The organism is Pedomonas sp., assembly GCF_036515995.1.
Lineage (GTDB): Bacteria > Pseudomonadota > Alphaproteobacteria > Sphingomonadales > Sphingomonadaceae > Pedomonas.
On sequence record NZ_DATBUP010000006.1, the window covers coordinates 1 to 20,050 of the forward strand.

Sequence of the window (20,050 nt, forward strand, 5' to 3'; positions counted from 1 at the left end):
GACGCTTTTCCGCGACTTTTTCGACGTCAGGGCCATTGCGCAATCAACTTCCGGTAAGTTACGATACTCTGGATATACACCTCCAAAGGTGGAATGACTTACCTGATACGGGGAGCCGCAATCGGCATGTTAGAAGCAGGTGCCACGCTTGACCGTACGTCGCCCACTGCCGAAGCCGCGCTTAATGCCTTGCAGGGCACCCCGCAGGCGCTGCTTGATCTCCTACCGGTTGCCGTCTGCATCTGCAGTTCTGATGGCGAGCTTGTGCGCTATAACCATCGAGCCGCCGAATTGTTGCAAAGCTACCCTTCGCTTGACGGTGACGAAGGCTGCACCTGCAACACGCCCACGCTCTTCCTGCCGGACGGCATCCTCATCCCGGATGAGGCCACCCCGATGATGCTGGCACTCAGCAGCGGCGTCGTGACCGTGGACAAGTCCGTCATCATCGAGCGCGAGGACCGGTCGCGGGTTCCCGCAATGGTCAATGCTGCACCACTGCGTGACGCAGATGACCAGATCATCGGTGCGATCGCCTGCTACAAGGACATGTCCGACCATGTGGCACTTGAGGAAGCCCGGCAGACCGAGCAGGCCTTGCGGGAGAGTCAGCAGCGTCTTGCTGCAACCTATGAGAACGCGGGCATCGCCATTGCCGAAATGGACTCCGGCGGTCACCTGCTCCGGATCAACGAAGCCTACTGCGCCATTTCCGGCTACAGCCGGGAGGAGCTGCTCGGCCGGAGCTACCAAAGCCTGACGCATCCTGATGACCGGGAGCAGGAAGCAGATCTCTACACCCAGCTGCTCGCGGGAGATCTGGACCGCTATTCAGTTGAAAAGCGCTTCATCGCCAAGAGCGGCCGCGAGGGCTGGCTCGCCATCAATGCATCTGCCGTCCGCGCGACCGATGGCTCATTCCTGTACGCGGTACGCATCCTGCGAGACATCACCGCCCGCAAGCAGGCGCAGGAGCGCCAGCAAATGCTGATGGGCGAGCTGAATCACCGCATCAAGAACATCCTGGCGACAGTGCAGTCGCTGGCATACCAGACGATCCGGAAGACCAGCGATCCCGCCACCTTCTACGAGAAATTCCAAGGCCGCCTCATGGCGCTGAGCAAGGCGCACAGCCTGCTCACCCGCAGCCAGTGGCAAGGGGCAAGCCTGCGCGACATCATCGAGGAACAGGCGCTTCCCTTCCGGGAAGGCAAGGGCCAGCGCATCCTGCTGACCGGCCGCGCAGTGGAGCTGTCGCCGGAACAGGCCGTGGTGCTGGGCATGGTGTTCCACGAGCTGCTCACCAATGCCGTCAAGCACGGCTGCCTGTCTGGAATGACCGGCCGTGTCCGCATCGAATGGCAGGTGCGCAGCGATCTTTACCCCGACCAGCGGTGGCTGCGCCTGTACTGGCGCGAGAATGACGGCCCGATCACTCATCCGCCCGAGCAGCGGGGCTTCGGCTCGATCTTTATTGAACGTAGCGTGCGCGATCAGTTGAACGGCAACGCCCGGCTGGAGTTCAAACCTTCCGGTCTCGTCTGCCTTCTGGAAATCCCCCTGAATCCATAATGGAAAGGCCAACCCCCATGGCCACTGCAGAACTCTCGCCCTGCGTAGCAAATGGCCTGCGCGCGTTCGTCGTTGAAGACGAAACACTGGTCGCCATTTTTCTGGAAGACCTGCTGGAAGAACTCGGTTGCACCGTGGTCGGCACAGCCGCGCAGGTGCCTCGCGCCCTTAACCTGGTTGAAACACTGCAGCCCGATATCGCCATCATCGATATCAACCTGGCAGGCGAAGAAGCCTATCCGGTCGCTGAAGTGCTTCACCGGCACCGGATTCCGTTCATCTTCGCCACCGGCTATGGCGACGGACTGCTGCACCCCAACTGGCGGCACTGCCCTGTCATCCAGAAGCCGTATCAGAAATCGGATCTGGAGCGAGCCATCGCGCAGGTGCTCCCCAGCCACGTCAGCGCCTGAGCCGAAGGGAAATTCCTGACGGAGCCGCCTGCTGACGGCGGTTGTTGCGCGCTGTCAGAGCTGCAATTCCATGTAGACGGCCTGCCCGCCGTAGCTGCCGATCTGCGCGTCTGCCAGCGGCACCGCGGCGAAACCCAGCCCTTCCCAGTAGGCGGAGGCTCCCTCTATTGCCACCAACGCCATCACCGGCAACCGCGCGGCCTTCGCCGTTTCCTTCAGCACCTGCAGGATCGCGCGAACGCCGCCGCGTCCACGCGCTTCTTCTCGCAGCACCACTTCGTGAACATACCAGCAGTCGGGATCTGTCGGCAGGCTGCCGAGCCTCTGGTTCATGGGAGGCGGCCTGCCGCGCAGCCACGGGTGGGTAATGGCGTATCCAACCATGCCCGGCTCGCCCGCCAGCACATGGCAGCCCTCCGGGCACAGCGTGATCCGCTCCGCGAATATCTCCGCGGGCTCGCCCAGATCGCCCAGAATTTGCACAGACAGCCGACCGATTGCATCCGCATCCTCAAGCCTTGCCCGCCGCCACTCCATGACCCGCTCCTCGCACATCCTGCATTGCCGCAGCGTTGTAGCAGGGCCTTCCTCATCCGGGCCAGCCTAGCTGTATGCCAGCAACCGCCCAAGCGTTGCCGCCGCCAGCCATAACCCGAGGGAGCACGCTGCCATCACTCGCGCTGCTGGCGGCGGTGTATCCGCCCACGCCGCAAGCCGCCCGCGCCACAGCAACTGGAACCCGACGGCGTTAAGGATCGCAAGGCCGATAAACGCCAGTTTCCAGCCGAACATCGGCGCGCGCAGCAGCGGCACCGCATCTGCCGCGAACAGCATGACGCCGCTCGCCAGCATCAGAACCACTCCAGCAATGGCAAGGGGTGTCAGGAACCGTGACAGCGGCACCAGTGGAATTTTCCGCCCGAAGCCAAGCAGCCGCAAATCAACCACGCCGATGCCGCCCACAAGCAGCACCAGACCCAGAAGGTGAACAAGGTTCGCAACCGGGTAAGCCTGAGCGGAACTGCGCATCCAGACGCCGAAGGCCGATGCCTCAAGCGCCGCCGCCGCTGCGGTGATGTCCATCAGCTAGCGAAGTTCCACCGTCTTGCCGTCAACCGTGATGCGCTCCAGCCGCATCTCTGCCGTGCCGTCGCTACGCGGGTACCCCTCCAGCGTGACCGTTGCGCCGTCCTTCAGCATCTCCTGCGTCAGGCCGCGCGCTTCCATGCGGCTGATCGGTGCCAGAATGACGTCCCAGGTCTTGCCTTCATACTCGACCTTCGCCTGGGCATGCGGGTTACGCCATGCCACATCCTGGAGCGTGGCCTTGGTGGTGATGGTCTTTTCCGCATCATAGCTGCTCCAGCCATGATGAGCCTCGGCACCGGTCGGCATGCCTGCCCAGAGCCCGGTGGCGACAAACGCACCCAACAGAAACCGCTTTGCAAACAGGAAGTTCATGGCCGTTTCCCCATCTCGTCCGGTCCGGTGGCAGCATCCTGCCACGGAGCATGTCGCATAGGAAACGACCCGAAGTGGCAGCGGGTTTCGCCTGACGCTCCCCGCAGCAGAAAACGGGGCCCGCCATGCGAGCCCCGCTTTTCCTTGCAACGCAACCTTACGCAACGTGAAGGCTGGCAGAAACCTTACTTCTTGGTGCGCTCGGCCCGTTCGGCGCGCATGGTCTGCCGAGCGGCCTCGCGTTCGGCGGCGGTCAGCACACCATTCCGGTCGGTGTCGACCTTGTCGAACCAGGCCAGCGCCGGAGCCCGGAATTCCTCGATGGTGATCACGCCGTCGCCATTGGCATCCTGCTTGCCGCCCATCGGGCCAAATCCGCTCTTCCCGCCGAAGCCGTGCTTGTGGCCAAAGCCACGCTTGCCGTGGTGCGCCATGCGCTCCTTGCCGTCCTTGCCCTCGCGGGCTTCCCTCGGAGCACGCTCGGCCATGCGCTTGTCATGAGCGGCCTGCATCTCCTCAAGGGTCACGGCGCCGTTGCCATCCGCATCCAGCTTCTTGAAACGCTCCGCCACGCGGGCCTGCCCAGCCGCCTTGCGATCCGCCGCCGTCACCTTGCCGTCCTTGTCGAAGTCCATCTTGGCGAAGCGGGCATCCAGCCGGGTCACCAGCTCGGTGCGAGTCAGGTCAGCCTTTACGTTCGGGCGGTCCGCGCCCGGGCCGCCAGCTCCGGGCTGGGCAGCGGCAACACCGGCGGAAATCAGGGTCAGGGCCGACAGGCTGGCAGCGATCAGGGTCTTTTTCATGGCTTCTTCCTTCCGTCATTAGACGCCCTGTGGCGCCCTCGAGACATGTTTTCGCCCACGGCTGTCGCTGGAGTTTGTCAGGCGACGGCAAAAATTGTCGCAATTTGTCGCGACCGTTCCGAAAGACTCGAAAAAGAAAAGGCTGCCCGCATCTCCATGCGGACAGCCCTTCTGTATTCAAGGGCTTTCTGAATTCAGCCAGCCGCCGGCAGGCGGAGAATGACAGCAAGGCCGCCTTCCGGCCGGTTCGCAAGGCGCAGCGAGCCGCCATGGCTCTCCGCAACCGCCTTCGCAATCGCCAGTCCCAGCCCGCTGCCCCCGGTTTCCCGGCTACGGGATGATTCCACCCGGTAAAACGGCTCCAGCACCCGCTCCAGTTCTCCCGGCGGCAGGCCCGGCCCGTTGTCGAGCACTACAATTTCCGCAGCGCCCCTTTCACGGTGAATTTCCACCCGCGCTGCGCCTGCATATTTGAGGGCGTTGTCGATCAGGTTCCGCACCGCGCGGCGCAACAGGTTGGGCTGCACCGGCAGCACCAGCCGTCCAGCAGGAACAGCTTCCACATCGTGGCCCATGTCGGCGTAATCGTCGCACAGGGCGTTCACCAGCGCCGTTACATCCGTATCACGCGCCTGCTCCCGTACTCTGCCAGAGCGTGCGAACACCAGAATTTCTTCCAGCATCCCGGTCATTTCCTCGATGCTGGCAATCACGCGCTCCCGGTCTTCCGCCGGCTCCATGGTCTCGATGCGAATGCGCATGGACGCCAGCGGCGTGCGCAGGTCATGCCCCAGCGCGCCCAGCATCCGGTCCTTCTCGTCCAGCAGGGCAACGACGCGGTGATTCATGGCGTTGAACGCCTCGATGGCCTGTCGCAGATCCTGCGGCCCGCGCGGCTCAACCGTCTCCGGAACCGTGCGTCCGCCGAACTGCTCTGCGGCCCGGGTCAGGTCCTGCAGCGGCCGAGACAGGCGGCGAGCAATGAACAGCGCTGCGCCCAGCACGATCAGGTACAGCACGATGGTTGCCAGCACGAGCCGCGCCGTCAGCAGCGGGTCGCGCGGCGGCAGCAGCACCCGGGCATTCAGCCACTGGCCGTTTTCCAGTTGCACGGAGAGGAACATCGCCTCGATGCGCCGCATCGGCCCCTCGCCCGGCTCTCCCCGGCCGATCCACTCGATCTGCGCCCGCACGTCGCGCACGGGAAGTTCGGCGGCCGCAAGCTCGTTCGCCAGCCGCTCTTCCGTCGGCGTCCGCCGCTCCGCATCCCGCGCAACCGCTGCCAGAGGATCGAGCGAAAAACGGGAGCCGCGCCGCGAGGCATCCGTCAGCACCAGCGGCTTGAACTCGTCCGGGGCCTGCGCGTAATCGGCCGCCGTCGCCACAAAGCGGGAAATCCCCGGCCCCTCGTTGCGCGCCAGGCTCAGCCGTTGCCGCTCGTTCAGCAGCAGGCCGAAATTGCACACCTGCGCAATAAGCAAAGCGCCCCCAATCAGGAGCGCCATCTGTCCGGCAAGGCTGCGAGGGAAAAGCTTTCTCATATCTGCCGCACATCCGCCGCAAGGGTGTATCCGCCGCCCCACACGGTCTTGATCAGTTTCGGATCGCGCGGGTCATCTTCCACCTTCTTGCGCAGGCGGCTGATGTGGTTGTCGATGCTGCGCTCGAACGCCGCCATTTCCCGCCCTTGCGACAGGTCGAGCAGCTGATCGCGAGTCAGCACCCGCTTCGGGTGGGTGACGAACGCGAGCAGCAGATTATACTCGCCCGTGGACAGCGGCACGGCAATGCCATCGCTGCCCACCAGTTCGCGCTCGCCAGTCTTCAGCACCCATGAGCCGAAGGCATAATTGTCGCCAGCCGGGGCATGGACCGGCGCACCGCCGCCCGTGACCGCCGTACGGCGCAGCACCGCCTTGATGCGCGCCAGCAGCTCGCGCGGCGAAAACGGCTTGGTCACGTAATCGTCCGCGCCGACCTCCAGACCCACGATACGATCGGTCTCTTCGGATCTGGCGGTCAGCAGAATCACCGGCGTCGTGCTGGTGGCGCGAATGAAACTGGTCAGCGCCAGCCCGTCCTCGCCCGGCATCATGATGTCCAGCAGCACCATGTCGATGGCGTGAGCGGCCAGAATCTGGCGCGCCGCCGCCGCATTCTCGGCCTTGGAGACGCGCATGCCATTGCGGTCAAGGTAAGTGGCCAGCGGATCGCGAATATCGCGCTCGTCATCAACGATGAGGATATGGGGTTCCTTGGTCATTCCGTAGTCCCGGCAATCCGCAGCGAGAAAAGGCTCCGCCCATGGTGGTGGGCGGAGCCGTTCTGTCTTAGTTGATCAGCACGCTGGTCACAACCGCGGCGACGACGCCGCTGGCGATGCCGACCAGAACCGCGTCGTTGCCCGAGCGGACCCAGCGGTAACCGCGCGGCGCATCATGCAGGTGGTAGTGGCGCGGGTTGTTGATCACCACATACCGGGGGGCACGGCGGTGATCGAACCGGTCACCCTTGCGCCATGTGTGATACGTCACGTGCTTTGGCGGCGCGGCCTTGCGAACGACCACGGTGCGGTTGTCCTTGGGGCGAACATTGAAGAAGCCTCGGTCATCGCGGCGGTCATGCTTCGGGCCGCGATCATCCCGGCGATCCTGCATTTCGTGCCGTGCCGGGCCGTTGCCATGGCCGGGAGCCGCCATGACCGGCGCGGAAGTGGCCAGAACCGAAACAGCGAGCGTGGCGATGATGAACTTCTTCACGGAACTTCTCCTCTAACGCCGTCATCCGGCGATGAGGAAACATTGCCCTGTGCCTGTCGCAAGAGTTTCACAGCCACGCTTGAAAAGTGTCGCAAATTGTATCGGCGGCCCCTTCCGCCCGGAAGATCACGGCCGGACAATCACTCCAGTGTTTCCAGAAACTGCACGAGGGCAGCCGCCAGCGCCTCTCCCTGCTCCTCCTGAACGAAGTGGCCAGCGCCTTTGATGCGCACATGCGGCGCAAGGCGGGCACCGGGCACGCGGCTTCGGAACACCTCTTCCCACGGTGCCGTTGACGGATCCGCATCGCTGAACGCCGTGGCGAACGGCTTGTCGAACCGCTCCAGCACCTCCCACGCCTTGCAGTTCTGGGCAATTCCCTCCGCCTCGGCACTCAGCGGAATAAGCGTGGTGATTGCCAGCGTCGCGGTCTTGTGTGCCACGTCCGGGAACGGCGCGTCGTAGGCCGCCAGCACGTCCGGCGCAGGGCGGTTCACGAACGTTGCCGCAATCGTCTCGCTCACGTTCAGGTCCGTGCTCGTGCGGCAGAATTCCACCCACGGCTCCACGATCGGCCCGGGCCAGTTGGCAACGCCGCGCGGCGGCTCCTCCGCATTCGGCAGCAATGTGTTGGTGGCGAACACGCCCGCGAACCGCTCCGGCATTTCAGACAGCGCGCGAAGGCCGATCGGCCCGCCCCAATCCTGACAGACCAGCACCACATCCCGCAGGTCCAGCTGTTCTACCAGCGCCCGCAGCCAGGCAACGAACTTGTCCGCGCTGTAAAAGCCGCGATCCGTCGGCTTGTCAGAGCGGCCAAAGCCGATGTGATCCGGCACGATGCAGCGCCATCCGGCGTCCACCGCCGGGCCGATCATCTTGCGGTAAAGGAAGCTCCAGCTCGGCTCGCCATGCACCATCAGCACCGTGCCGCGCCGGGCCTCGCCTTCGTCCAGATAATGCATGCGCAGCGGGCCGAGCGCACCGCCATCCACCATCAGATAGCGTGGCTCGAAGCCATACCCCGGCAACCCCTCGAACCGCTCGTCCGGCGTCCGCAACACATCCGTCATTCTCATCCCCCTGTTCTTCGCTTCATCATGTACCGAACATCGCGTCAGAGACAACACTCGCCGTTACTGCGCCGCCTCGCCCTCGCCCTGTCCGCTGTATTCAAGCTGCATCGCGACGAAATCAGCGGTCGCCTTGCCATACCGGCCCGAAATACCCCGCAGTGCCTGCTCCAGCGCCGCGGTCGGCGTCTGCCCGGCAGGCATGCTCCACACTGTGCCGTCCCAATCCTTCGCGGCCCTGTCCGCATAAACCGACAGTCCGTTGCGGGATCTGACAGCGCCCGCAGCATCCCCAATCATCAGCACACGAGACCGGTAGGTGCGAGACCAGGCATCCGCAACCAATGCCAGTGCCACTTCATCCACGCCCGGCACCAGTTTCATGCCAAGTCGTTCATGCGTCCAGAAGGCCAGCCGGTTGCGGATCGCCGTCCATGCGAACGGGCGCGTAAAGCGAAAAGCGCTGCTGTCATGGCGCGCATCCCAGTTGCGCACGCCAAGATCTTCAGCAACCTCCTGCGCCTTCTCCCGGCCTGCCATCGCTTCGATCAGCACCAGCGATAATGGCATGGACGCCGAAATGCCCGTTGAGGTGACGACGCCCTTGTCCACCACGTACCGCGTGTCCGGCACATAACGGATCAAGGGATGCTCCTTGCGCATCTCATCAACGTAATACCAGTGGGTCGTCGCCCGCTTGCCGTCCAGGAGCCCCGCATTGGCCACCACCTTGGCCCCGGCGCACACGCCAACCACGATCGCGCCCTTCCCCGCCTGCGCCCTGATCCAGCGCAGCACGGTCGGATCATCGTCACGCCGCATGGCCGGGACGATCAGATAATCAGCACCGTCCGGGTATTCCTGATCGAACGCTTCAACCGTTGCCTGCGGCTCGACCGTCAGCGCCGGATAAAGCGCAACCGGCCCCTCCCGCATAGCGAGCGCCACAATCTCGGCCACATCGGCGCGGCGCAGGATGCCGTAGGGCATCAGGTAATCGGTTGCCTCGGTGCCGTCGTTCGCGCCGATGATTGCCACCACCGGACGTGTGCGCTTCGGCGGTTTCAGCGCTGCAACAACGGCCGCCATCTCTTCCGGGGAAGTTGGTGAAAGCGTCTCGCCCCGTTGCGCTGGCGGCAGTGAGAACAGCCATCCCGCCCCGGCCAACAGCAGCAGCGCAATCGCCCCGATACCATAAGCCGCCAGTCGCCGCCCTCTCATGGCGCGCACCCTTCCTCAGTTTTTACTGAAGGGCAAAACGAACGGGCCGCCGCATCTGCCCTTCCGGCAAACACGACGGCCCATCAGGGTCAGGTTCTGGCGGACGCCTTACGCGAGGGCGTCCAGATCCACTTTCGGCTCGCGGTCCCACAGTCGCAGGTCGTGGCACGCCGTCAGGAAGGTCACCGCATCCTCCGCCGAGGACAGCTCGATGCACCCTTCATCCAGAGAGCCTGCAATTCCGGCCTTCTCGAACAGCGGCAGCGCCGTGTCGGAATAACCGATGAACTTGCAGTGCGCAAAAGCGTCGGTCACGAAGTCCTTGGCGCAGGCATCCATTGCCAGCTTGGCCACTTCCGCTTCCGAGACAATGACAGCCACCGCATCATACAGAACAGAAGGGCCGCCATCGATCTTCTGCTGAGCCGGCACCTTCTTTCCGTCAGACAGGGTCACGCCGCCAATCTTGGGCGCGACGACTTCATAGGTTGCGCCCTCAATCGCCACCGCCTTCAGCACGCCGTTGAACAGGGCGGCATCCGCGCCATCGGTCATGAGAATGCCGAGCTTGCGTCCCTTGAACGTCTTGGGCTGGGATTTCAGAATGCTGAGCGGATCGGAAGGCGGCAGGTCCGTTCGCACCGGCTGCGCCGCGGGCGCGGGCTTGGGCAGCTTCTCAAGACCCAGGCCGTTCGCCACGGTCTTGGCAAGCGTTTCATCAACGTTCAGCAGCCGAGAGACCATGCGCGCGCGAATATCTTCCCGCTCGCACTTGCTCAATTCGAACACCAGCGCATCGCAGATGTGCTTCTGCTCGATCGGCGTCTGGCTGAGGTAAAACTGCCGCGCCTGGCTGTAGTGATCCGCAAAGCTTTCCGGGCGCAGCCGAACCTTCGGCCCTTCCTCCATCGCCGGGAAACTGTGGAAACCCCGGTCGGGATTTTCACGCGGGCCGCCGTCGCTCCAGCTGTTGGGCTCGTAGTTCGCCCGGCCCTTCGGGATGCGCATGTTCATGTGCCCGTCCCGGTGGAAATTCGCCATCGGGCACTTGGGCGCATTGATCGGCAGCTGAGGAAAATTCGGGCTACCCAGACGCTTCAGCTGGGTATCGAGGTAGGAAAAATTCCGCCCCTGCAGCAGCGGGTCGTTGCTGAAATCGATCCCCGGCGGCACGTTCTGGGTGCAGAAGGCTACCTGCTCGGTTTCGGAGAAGAAGTTGTCAACCGTCCGGTCCAGCACCAGCCGGCCCACACGGCGCACCGGCACCACTTCCTCGGGAATGATCTTGGTCGGGTCCAGAATATCGAAATCGAACTGGGCGGCGAAGTCCTCATCGAACAGCTGCACGCCCAGATCCCACTCCGGAAAATCGCCCTGCGAGATCGCATCCCACAGGTCGCGCCGGTGGAAGTCCGGGTCCGCGCCATTGATCTTGACCGCCTCGTTCCACACGACGGACTGCAACCCCAGCTTGGGCTTCCAGTGGAATTTCACGAAGGTGGATTTTCCCGCCTCGTTCACGAAGCGGAAGCTGTGCACTCCAAACCCTTCCATGAACCGGTAGGAGCGCGGAATGGCCCGGTCAGACATCACCCACATCACCATGTGCGTGCTCTCGGGCGTCAGGGAAATGAAATCCCAGAAGTTGTCATGGGCCGATTGCGCCTGCGGAAAATGACGGTCCGGCGCAGGCTTCACGGAGTGGATCACATCCGGAAACTTGATCGGGTCCTGAATGAAGAACACCGGGATGTTGTTGCCAACCAGATCCCAGTTGCCTTCCTTCGTGTAAAGCTTCACGGCGAAGCCGCGCACGTCGCGCGCCAGGTCGAACGAGCCCTTGTTGCCCGCCACGGTCGAGAAGCGCACGAAGGCCGGAACCCGCTCGCCCACACGCTGGAACACATCCGCCCGGGTGAATTCGCTGAGGCTTTCCGTCAGCTCGAAATAGCCGTGCGCGCCATACCCGCGCGCATGCACCACCCGCTCCGGGATACGCTCATGGTCGAAGTGGAACATCTTTTCACGGAAGTGAAAATCTTCCATCAGCGCCGGACCGCGTGCGCCATACCGCAGCGTGTTCTGGTTGTCGGAGACCGGAATGCCCTGATCCGTCGTCAGCGTCTCGACCGCATCGTCATCGGCAATCTGATGAGTCTCGCCGCCCGCACCTGAAAGGGTCTTGTACTCCTGCGCGGTCTGTCGCGCAGCCGGAGCCGGGCCGGATTCCGAACCGCCGGATTCCGAGCCGGTAGTTGGCTTCTTTGCCATGAATTCCCCCATGTCTGGTCCGTCAAAATCAACGAACAAAATATGGAAGCGTTCCGAACCTCGGCAGTATCCTCACCGCTATTTCCCGTGCCCGGCCGTTCGCCAGTTCCGGCGCGCCACAACGAGGCAAAGCGCGGCCAAAGCCCAGCCGCCAATGACATCGCTTGGCCAGTGCACCCCCAGCACAACACGGCTGAGGCCGATGAAACAGACCAAAACCGCCAGCACGATCATAACCGGCAGTCTGGCGGAGAAAATGAGCCCCAGTGTCAGGTAGGTCGCCAGCGCATTGGCTGAGTGGCCGCTCGGGAAGCTGTAGGAGGAAACCTCCGCGAGATGAGCCACCTCCGGGCGCGGCCGCGCGAAGATCAGCTTCTGACCTTCAACGAGGGCGCGCACGCCGATCACCATGCCCAGCAGGAAAAGGGCATCGCGGGTCCGCCGCCGCATCATCAGATAAAGCCATGCCAGCACCGCAATGCCGAGCAGAATCTTCCAGCCGCCCAGTTCCGTCACCGCCACCCAGACCGGCGCTGCCGAAGCGCCCTCGCCCAGATAAAGCGCCGAGGAGATCCACTGGTCCACAGGTGCCGCAGCGCCACCCCAAATCAGTGCGCCAAGCCACACCAGCAGCAACGCCGCAGTCGCCCCGTAGAACTTCACCGGCTCATCCCGTCACTGAATTTCACTCAGCTTTACTATCACGGGGCACCACCACCTCAACAGCCCCTGCCGCCACTTTCACCGTGGCCGGCGTGCGGGCCAGCACCTCGCCGTCAATGGAAATCGGCAGGCGCGGCTTGGTATCCAGAATCAACTCCGTACCCCTAAATTCTTCCGTCCGGGCATGCCTGTCGCGCAACCGGAAGAACTTGGCGTACCAGTCAACAACCAGAGACCAGCGATGACGCCCCGTCACCGCCTGTATGACGATTTCGCCGCTGTCCACGTCCGCGGTGTCGGAAAGCTCAACCCCGCCGTGAAACCGGCCGTTCATCACGCGCACTTCGGTGGACCACATGCGCCATTCCCGCTCGCCTTTCCGAATGATCAGGCGGAACGGCTTGAGGATCAGGAAGCAGCGCACGGCCCAGATCAGGTATCCCAACCGGCCCAGATATTTCTTCAGCTTGGGAGAAATGGTATCGCCAATCAGCGGAGACAGTCCCATGGACGCGGCGTTCACGAAATAGTCGCCGTTGATCACCCCCACATCGATCCGTCGACGCTGCCCGGTGACGATGCAGTCAACAGCCTCGTCGAGCTCCAGCGGCATTCCAAGGGTGCGCGCAAAACTGTTCGCGGTTCCCAGGGGCAACGGGGCGAACACACAGTCGGTATTCACCACCTCGTCGATCGTCCCGGAAAGCGAGCCGTCCCCGCCGCCAACGATCACCATCGGCGCGCCGGCTTGCACCGCCTCCCGCACCGTGCTTGCCATGGCGGAGGGATCCTTGACGGCATGAGCCCTGATGAGGGTGAGCCCCGCCGCCTCCAGCTTTTCCTTCGCTTCCTGAAATAATTCCTCTCCGCGCCTTGACCGGGCGTTTACAACAAGAACGGCTTCACGCGGAACCGGAGCTAAAGTCATTCCTTATAAACGCATGACAGTGATGTCCCGCTCCGTTTGGTTCTGTGCATATTTTTCGTGATGACAGCGATTGCCCACCTCTCCGACGTTCACTTCGGCGCCCATGATTCTCAGATCGTGGCCGCGATCGAGGCCTGGCTCGCCGAGCACCGGCCGGACATCGTCATCATCAGCGGAGATCTGACCCAGCGCGCCCGATCCCGCCAGTTCAGGCAGGCCGCCGAGTTCATTAAGCGGATTCGCTCTCACGGAATCGAGGTGCTGGCGGTTCCCGGCAACCATGACGTGCCGTTGTACGACGTCACCCGGCGTTTTCTTTCCCCGCTGGGGCGCTACAAGCGCCTGATCAGCCGCGACCCCTGCCCCTGGTTCGAGAACGATACCCTTGCCGTTCTCGGCATCAACACCGCCCGCTCCATGACCATCAAGGGCGGACGCATCAGCCATGAGCAGATGCGCATCATCGAGGAACGGTTCCGGCACGTGGCGGCCCACAAGAGCCGCATCCTCGTCACCCATCACCCGCTGTTCACCCTGCCCGTTGGCGAGGGCGGCAAGCTCAGCACGCCCGTTGGCCGCCATTCGCGGGCCATCAGGTTCGTCGAGCGCGCGGGCGTCCATCTGGCGCTGGCGGGCCACCTGCACCTGCCGTTCGCAGGCTCGGCCGATGCGATGATTGAGAACTTCGGCTCGCTGCTGGTGGTTCAGGCAGGCACAGCCACCTCGGTCCGGCTACGCGGCGGGGAAGTGCAGAGCTTCAACTGGCTGCAACTGAATGGCCCGGACGACCTCACCCTCAAGCTCATGCAATGGCAAGGCGGGGCCTTCGGCCGCTCAACCACCACCCGCTATGTTCTGGTGGACAACATCTGGCGGCCGGTCGAGGACAGCGACGACACCTGAGCGAGCTGCTGGAAACGGCAAAAGGCGCGCCGATGGCACGCTTGGGGCATTCTCAACAATTTCAAGGGGAAGAATGGTGGGCGTGGCAAGGATTGAACTTGCGACCCCTGCGATGTCAACGCATCGAGAAAGTGTCAACGTCTTGATTTTTCCCAGTTTTCTGCGGACGCCCGATGTGAACAAAATTAGTACAAACCGGCTTTTCGGGTGAATTTCACCCGAAAAGCACCCGAAGTTTTTTTGACTGCCGGACGTACTAAAAATCGTAATACTAACGAACGAGCAAAACGCAATTCAACGCCTGAGCGATCGCCAATTTCTTAGAAGATCACCCAAGAAAGCACATTGCCTTCACGGCGCATCCCTTGCCCAGCCCGGCTACGGCATCGCTTAAAGCAGCATAAGTCCGGAAAAACGCCACATTGAGATCACCGACAGTTTTGCCATTAGCAACACAATCGCCGCCAAACATTCAACCAATCAAACTAGCGGGCGGGCAGACCGAGTCTATCAAAAAATGCTCTGTTTCTTTCCTTTGCGCCCTGAAGAAGCCCGTCAAACGAAATGACCTGAATATAGGCATTGTATGCTTCATTGGGATGATAGCCAAAATATCCTAGGCCATCATATGTCCTTGTCAGATTAAATAGGTGACAGCATTCAATCATCTTATCAGTCAAGTCTGCAACGATATAAATAAAGCCTGGAATTCTATCTGCGTTTGGTATTTTACGCCCCCGCCGCGTAGCGGCGCCCCTGCGCAGGCGCGCTAAATAGTCAAGAGATTGCCGAATAGGGTCTGACTTTTCATCTTTCCCTGCGATGTAGTTATTTCTCATTGGACGTTTAATTTCAATAATTGTCAACGAAGCTGGCGGATCCTTTTTTTCCGAAACTAAGAATGGTGTGTCAAAAATTCTGATACTTGCCACATCAGGCTCTTTACCACTGCTATCAGCGGTGATCATCATGCTAGACAATGGCAAATCTGATGCAAGAAAATCATGAAATGTCAGACGCTCATCAATGAGCCACAGATTTTCACGTCTGAATTCGTAATCGTCCGATGTCTTTTGCATTGGCACAATCAAATCATGCAAAACATCCTCGCGCGAGAAATTCCCATTGCTATCTTTATAAATAGCTGCCTCGAGCAATTCCAATATCACTTTTCTATGTGTAACATAGTTAGCGAGATCAGACTGCTTAAGATCGGACACTTTTTGCAAATACTGCTCGACCCTACTACGATAGTCGCCTTCCGTCTCACCATTAAATGGAACTAAGATATTATGACCGTCTTCAAGAATTTTTTCTTCTACTTTATATAACTGCCTGTGCAGCAAAATATCCAAGTCACGATCTGAAATGCTAGGATCAATGACCAGTTCCTCTGCATCTATATGCCTCAATATAGACCTATATCGAGGAGCTCGAGTAGTCACAAAGTCCTCAATACGCTCCGCGCTATCTTCTATATTTTGCCGAAGACTTTCTTCCAAGAACTCCTTGATACGCGGTATTACAGCATTTCTAATATCTCGAAAACTCAGCTCCGAGCCATCAAACAATCCGCCATTTTCATCTTCAATTAAAAACCCAACCCGTTGCTCAACCACCCGGTCATTTAAGTATGGACTGGTAAGATAGGCTGAATAGGTATACCCCCCCTGCGCATCCACCAGAGTTTTAGTTATACTCTGAATGTAATTTTTGAGAGGCTCCGTCTTTACCAATCGCCCAGCTGCGCAATAATTCAAGCTGTTTGGCTTACTCACGTTTGCACGAAATTTTACATGAGTAATTTCGAAACTATAATCACCAATGTAAACTTCTTCTGCTCGAGCGGAAGCATGCATGTGCTGATCGTACAAGTCGAATAAATCTACGACAACATCCCCGTCAATCACACTAATTTTAGGAACTCCTTCGGCACGAACAAAATACCAAAGACAGTGCTCCAATATACCATTAGAAATTGATTGAGCGGTCTTCGGCGCATAATCTAAATACGGCTTAATAAAGCCATTTAGTTTAACAACTGTTTGCCGCTGATCTTTTGTCTCTTCAGGCTCACCATGAGCAGTAACATCTGTATGCGGATCAAAGCCAAACCTGCGACGCATAAAAATACCGTCGCTAGCAAGGAAAACACTATCGACCTCGACATCCCTAAATGCCTTTAACCACATTAGGCGCCCGATGCCGCGGCTTCCCTTGTTTACTTTATGTAGCGTGTCCAAGGTGTTGAAAGAGCTCCAATTCTCGTCATTAAAGCCCGCTCCATTGTCTTTGATGCTAAAGCCAATAATACGATCGTCTGAGCTACGCCCATCACTTGACCAGAGCGTAGATTCGCGGGCGATTTCAACTTCAACCTCATAATCGGTGATCGGGCGGCCAAAGCGCTCTGCATCTTCTTCTATTGCGTGGATTGAGTTAACTACAGCCTCGTAAAGAGGCATCATTGCTTTAGTCGCTGGAAGATGGGTGTTCCGCAAACGCCCCTGCAGCAAGCTCCTCATAACTCCGTCCCCTTTTGCTATTCGTACGTACACTCTAGGCGCTAGCGCTAGTGGGCTATTTCTCAGTTCCATACAGACCCGACGATGCCGTTGCCCCGTCAGTCGAGGCATGAGCATGCCGACGCAATACAAGATTGAGGCATTATCTGTTTCATTTCCGTTATCAGTGCAACTGCCCCCTTGTTGACATGCTGGGACAAACAGCCCCGTTTCGCCGCCCTGGTACTAATCGAATAATCTCTGATTGCATCAATCCGCATCATCATTGGCCCCTCTTCTGTCTGTATGCGGCCCACAGCCTGCCTCGCACTGAGCCGGAGCCGCCCTGTGCATCAAAACCGACATAAAAAGCTCGCGGGCGAGGCGGGGGGAAAAGCGCGCATGATGAGGTGGCGCTGAGCCTCCCTCCCCTCGCCCGGTGCGCTGCCCGGCTGACCACCGCGCACTGCAACCATGCGCACCAGCCAAAGAAAAAGCCGCCCCGAAGGGCGGCTGATGTCAGGTACGGCAGGTATGGGTCAGGCGATGAGCCGCCTCTCCTTCCAACGCACGGCCTCGAGGCCCAGCCATTCGTTGACGGCTTCGAACTCGCGCATGAGCGGGACGATCTCCAACTCGTAGAAGGCGTCCACCGCCTCGGTCACCTTGCCGAAGCCGCCGGCATTGGTCGGCACGATGCCGAGCAGCTGGGGCGGCACGCGGTGTGCCGCCAGCACGTCGTCACGTGTGGTGTTCTTGATGCCGAGGAACTCATCCTTGGCTGCCACCTCCGCGACCGGAATGATCTTGATGCCGTCCGCCTTGCCGTTGGGCGCATGAACGAACAGGTTGCGGAAGTTACCCGGACCTTTGGCGCGGCGGAGCTGGTCGCGCAGGGCATCCATATCGCCGTCCGCAAAGTCGCCCGTCGCATAGAAGATGAACCCGGCATGGCTGCCGTTGCGGTAGTATTTGCGCCTGAACAGGGTCGCCGCCTCATTCAGCAGCGCCGCGTTCAGAGCGCTCAGGTATTCCGGCAGGCCATAGACCTCCTGATTGACCTCGGCCTGGCGCAGCTGGAAGACGCTGCCCTGGCGAAGTTCGACCGGTTCCTGCCCCGCCTGCAGGAAAAACCACTGCCCCGCCTCGGTGCCCCGGCGCGTGTACTTGGCCATGAGGTGGACGAGCCGCAGCGGATCACCCAGGCGGTTGGTGCGCCGCTCGAGGTAGCCGTTGCCGAAGACCAGGTAGTCCTGCACCCACGCCTTGAAGGTGGCGCGGTCGAGCAGCTTCGTCGGCTCGAAGCTGCCGACCAGCAGGTTGCGCTTCAGGTGAAGCGCGCTGGCATGATGCGGCGAGGCATGGAACGCCCGCGCCAGCCCGTCGAGGGACAGCGGCGGCTCGTACCAGCGGCCGGTGTTGAGCGCCTGCAGGTGGTCAAGCAGCATGCGCCGATCGAGAACCGGCTCCGGATCGCCAAAGGTAAAGGCCTCCACCTTGGCAGCAGCCTCGGCCGTGTGGGTCTCAGGGGTCATCAAAGCATCTCCATTCGGCCGGTGGCCGCCGGTTTGCCGTCAAGCGGCTCGTTCATGAGAATGTGCATGGTCGCCCAGGCAATGTCAGCGTGGCTCAGCTCGGCCCCGCGCCCGGCCTTGAAGGTGACGTTGCGCCCTGAGGCGGTCAGCGTCTTCTTGATCGAGATGAAGGAGCCGATGAGATCAACCCAGCCAGAGTCGAAGGCGATGCGGCCGCGGCTGATCACGTTCTGCGCCTTCATGATCATGTGCGCCTTGACCTCGATCGAGTAATCGATGCGCACGGCGCGCGGGAACCACTTGCTGACCAGCTGGAAGACAGCAGAGCCAACGCCGGTCGCATCGATGCCGAGGTAGGTGCAGGTGTACCGGCTGAGCACGGCCTTGATGAACTCGGCCTGCTGTTCGAAGTCGAGCCCGCGCAGCTGGTGGCGCTCGAGCAGGCGGAAGGTGCCGCCCGGCTCGCTTGGGGGAGCGGCGATCACCAGCGCGGCATTGTCGCCGTCGACGCTTTCCTGCGGATCGTACCCGGCCCAGACTTGCCGGTTGCCAAAGGGCCTGGCCGCGTCCGGATTGAAGTCGGCCCACTCGACGAGGCTGTCGACGCCGCACTTGACCAGGTCATTGAAGCGAAAGGCCGAGAGGGTGTCGTCGACGAACTCGCACATCAGGAGGTTGGCGAACTCGTCTGGCGCGTACTCGATGCGCAACTCGTTGAGGTCGAACAAGTCGCAGCCGCTCTTCTCGGCATCCTCGATGGTGACGATGTGCCGCCAGACGCCGTCCTCGCACAACCGGCCACCCTTCAGGCTCGCATGGCTGACATCGATCTCGATGCGGTCCGCCTTCTTCAGCCGGCGGTTGCGCCGCTCGCCCGTCCAGTAGGGATAGGCCTGGTGCGCGACGGTCGAGGGCGTGCTGAAATAGGTCTTGCGCCACTTCTTGTGCATGGCCATGCCCGAGGCGACCTTGTTCAGCTCCTCGAAGCCATGCACCCAGAAGAACTCGTCGAAGTAGAAGTTGCCGTGGCGGCCCTGGGCGGTGCGGTAGTTGGTGCCGAGGAAATGCAACTCGGCAGCGGGCTGATCTTCGCCGACCAGCTCGGAGGTGATCAGCATGGGATCGCCCGCCAGATCGACGCCGACCAGCTTGGCAAAGCCGACAATGTAGCTGCGGAACTGCAGCGCCTGGGCGCGGCTCGCTGACAAGAAGATCTGGTTGCGCCCGGTCTCGATGGCATCGAGCAGCGCCTCGAAGGCGAAGTAGTAGGTCGCGCCGATCTGGCGCGACTTCAGGATCATGCGGGTGCGAAGGTTCGAGCTGTCCCGCCACGTCTCCTGATAGCCGAAGAGCTGGCCCTCGAAGATCTCGCGCAGCTTTGCCACCTGCTCGGCGGTGAAGTGGTTGCGCTTGGGCTTTTTGCGCCCGCCCTTGTTGCGGTTGCCGACCTTCTCGTTGAGGTCGCCCTCGTGACCGCCCGGCGCTTCGTATCGGCGCACCCGGGCAAGCGTCGCGATCTGCCGGCCGAGCAGGTCGATTTCCTTGAAGTCGCCGCCCGTCTTTTGTTCCTTCAGCACCAGCGTCTGGAAGCGCACCTCGAGGCAATCCTCGAGCTTGCGGATCGAGGGCGCGTCCTCCCACCTATCGCGCTGTTTCCAGCTCTCGACGGTCGGGCGCTTCAACTGCAGCTCGTCGGCGATCTGGGTGACGCTCCAGCCGCGCCAGTAGAGCGAGCGCGCCATGCGGCGCGCATCGAACGGGGTTTGCGAGAGAGTTGTGATCGGCAGGGTCATGGCGGCCATGTTTGCAGCCATGCGGGCGCTGGCCCGAGGCGCAGTTTGTGGAGAGGCCGCCTCTCCACAACCATCGCCTTGAGCTTGGCCGGTCTTCTGCGGCCTGCTGCGGGCTCACGACATGCCCTTAGTCCCGCAAAAAAGGCTGCCC

General features: G+C 61.2%; 18 protein-coding genes and 1 tRNA gene. 3 read left to right on the plus strand and 16 right to left on the minus strand.

The genetic code is table 11. The features are described 5' to 3' along the window. Nucleotides 1–126: 126 nt before the first annotated feature. Complete coding sequence (locus VIG90_RS00235) at nt 127–1,572, plus strand: PAS domain S-box protein (RefSeq protein WP_331591329.1); 1,446 nt, start codon at nt 127–129, stop codon at nt 1,570–1,572. A gap of 17 nt (nt 1,573–1,589) precedes the next feature. Continuing rightward, entirely contained in the window at nt 1,590–1,985 is a 396-nt protein-coding gene (locus tag VIG90_RS00240) for a response regulator (protein ID WP_331591330.1), read from the plus strand. Nucleotides 1,986–2,039: 54 nt separating this feature from the next. On the opposite strand, the gene VIG90_RS00245 is transcribed toward VIG90_RS00240, so the two are convergent. The 12 genes from VIG90_RS00245 to VIG90_RS00300 all read right to left on the minus strand — a co-directional run bounded on the left by VIG90_RS00245 (nt 2,040) and on the right by VIG90_RS00300 (nt 13,164). Then, nucleotides 2,040–2,522: a GNAT family N-acetyltransferase gene (locus VIG90_RS00245; protein ID WP_331591331.1), complete on the minus strand. Its 483-nt coding sequence runs from the start codon at nt 2,520–2,522 to the stop codon at nt 2,040–2,042. Nucleotides 2,523–2,588: 66 nt separating this feature from the next. Continuing rightward, entirely contained in the window at nt 2,589–3,068 is a 480-nt protein-coding gene (locus VIG90_RS00250) for a hypothetical protein (RefSeq protein WP_331591332.1), read from the minus strand. Between the two features lie 3 nt (nt 3,069–3,071). Next, nucleotides 3,072–3,446, minus strand: a complete 375-nt coding sequence (locus VIG90_RS00255; protein WP_331591333.1) for a DUF6152 family protein — start codon at nt 3,444–3,446, stop codon at nt 3,072–3,074. A gap of 185 nt (nt 3,447–3,631) precedes the next feature. Continuing rightward, the gene (locus VIG90_RS00260) at nt 3,632–4,249 is read right to left on the minus strand and encodes a hypothetical protein (RefSeq protein ID WP_331591334.1); all 618 of its coding nucleotides are present in this window, start codon (nt 4,247–4,249) and stop codon (nt 3,632–3,634) included. A gap of 194 nt (nt 4,250–4,443) precedes the next feature. After that, nucleotides 4,444–5,790, minus strand: a complete 1,347-nt coding sequence (locus VIG90_RS00265) for an ATP-binding protein (protein ID WP_331591336.1) — start codon at nt 5,788–5,790, stop codon at nt 4,444–4,446. Then, nucleotides 5,787–6,512: a response regulator gene (locus VIG90_RS00270; RefSeq protein ID WP_331591337.1), complete on the minus strand. Its 726-nt coding sequence runs from the start codon at nt 6,510–6,512 to the stop codon at nt 5,787–5,789. The genes VIG90_RS00265 and VIG90_RS00270 overlap by 4 nt, the downstream gene beginning before the upstream one ends. Nucleotides 6,513–6,579: 67 nt before the next feature. Beyond that, nucleotides 6,580–7,008, minus strand: a complete 429-nt coding sequence (locus tag VIG90_RS00275) for an RcnB family protein (protein WP_331591339.1) — start codon at nt 7,006–7,008, stop codon at nt 6,580–6,582. A gap of 140 nt (nt 7,009–7,148) precedes the next feature. Next, nucleotides 7,149–8,081, minus strand: a complete 933-nt coding sequence (locus VIG90_RS00280) for a haloalkane dehalogenase (RefSeq protein WP_331591340.1) — start codon at nt 8,079–8,081, stop codon at nt 7,149–7,151. 63 nt (nt 8,082–8,144) lie between these two features. Beyond that, on the minus strand, nt 8,145–9,302 hold the full coding sequence (locus VIG90_RS00285; RefSeq protein WP_331591341.1) for a DJ-1/PfpI family protein: 1,158 nt from the start codon (nt 9,300–9,302) through the stop codon (nt 8,145–8,147). Nucleotides 9,303–9,410: 108 nt separating this feature from the next. After that, nucleotides 9,411–11,573 (minus strand): catalase, encoded by a 2,163-nt coding sequence (locus VIG90_RS00290; RefSeq protein WP_331591342.1) that lies wholly within the window; start codon nt 11,571–11,573, stop codon nt 9,411–9,413. 78 nt (nt 11,574–11,651) lie between these two features. Next, on the minus strand, nt 11,652–12,236 hold the full coding sequence (locus VIG90_RS00295; RefSeq protein WP_331591344.1) for a phosphatase PAP2 family protein: 585 nt from the start codon (nt 12,234–12,236) through the stop codon (nt 11,652–11,654). A 22-nt stretch (nt 12,237–12,258) separates the two neighbouring features. After that, nucleotides 12,259–13,164 carry a diacylglycerol/lipid kinase family protein gene (locus VIG90_RS00300; protein ID WP_331591345.1) on the minus strand — a complete coding sequence of 302 codons (906 nt, stop codon included), beginning with the start codon at nt 13,162–13,164 and terminating at the stop codon, nt 12,259–12,261. A gap of 60 nt (nt 13,165–13,224) precedes the next feature. Here VIG90_RS00300 and VIG90_RS00305 point away from each other — a divergent pair, with 60 nt between their 5' ends. Next, the gene (locus VIG90_RS00305; RefSeq protein WP_331591347.1) at nt 13,225–14,067 is read left to right on the plus strand and encodes a metallophosphoesterase; all 843 of its coding nucleotides are present in this window, start codon (nt 13,225–13,227) and stop codon (nt 14,065–14,067) included. A 74-nt stretch (nt 14,068–14,141) separates the two neighbouring features. Here VIG90_RS00305 and VIG90_RS00310 read toward each other — a convergent pair. From VIG90_RS00310 to VIG90_RS00325, 4 genes are all read right to left on the minus strand, one after another. Continuing rightward, nucleotides 14,142–14,239, minus strand: a tRNA-Val gene (locus VIG90_RS00310). A gap of 313 nt (nt 14,240–14,552) precedes the next feature. Further along, complete coding sequence (locus VIG90_RS00315; protein ID WP_331591349.1) at nt 14,553–16,592, minus strand: hypothetical protein; 2,040 nt, start codon at nt 16,590–16,592, stop codon at nt 14,553–14,555. Between the two features lie 518 nt (nt 16,593–17,110). Then, entirely contained in the window at nt 17,111–18,106 is a 996-nt protein-coding gene (locus tag VIG90_RS00320; RefSeq protein ID WP_331591350.1) for a phage portal protein, read from the minus strand. Next, nucleotides 18,106–19,920, minus strand: a complete 1,815-nt coding sequence (locus VIG90_RS00325) for a terminase large subunit domain-containing protein (RefSeq protein ID WP_414695451.1) — start codon at nt 19,918–19,920, stop codon at nt 18,106–18,108. The genes VIG90_RS00320 and VIG90_RS00325 overlap by 1 nt, the downstream gene beginning before the upstream one ends. Nucleotides 19,921–20,050: the final 130 nt, after the last annotated feature.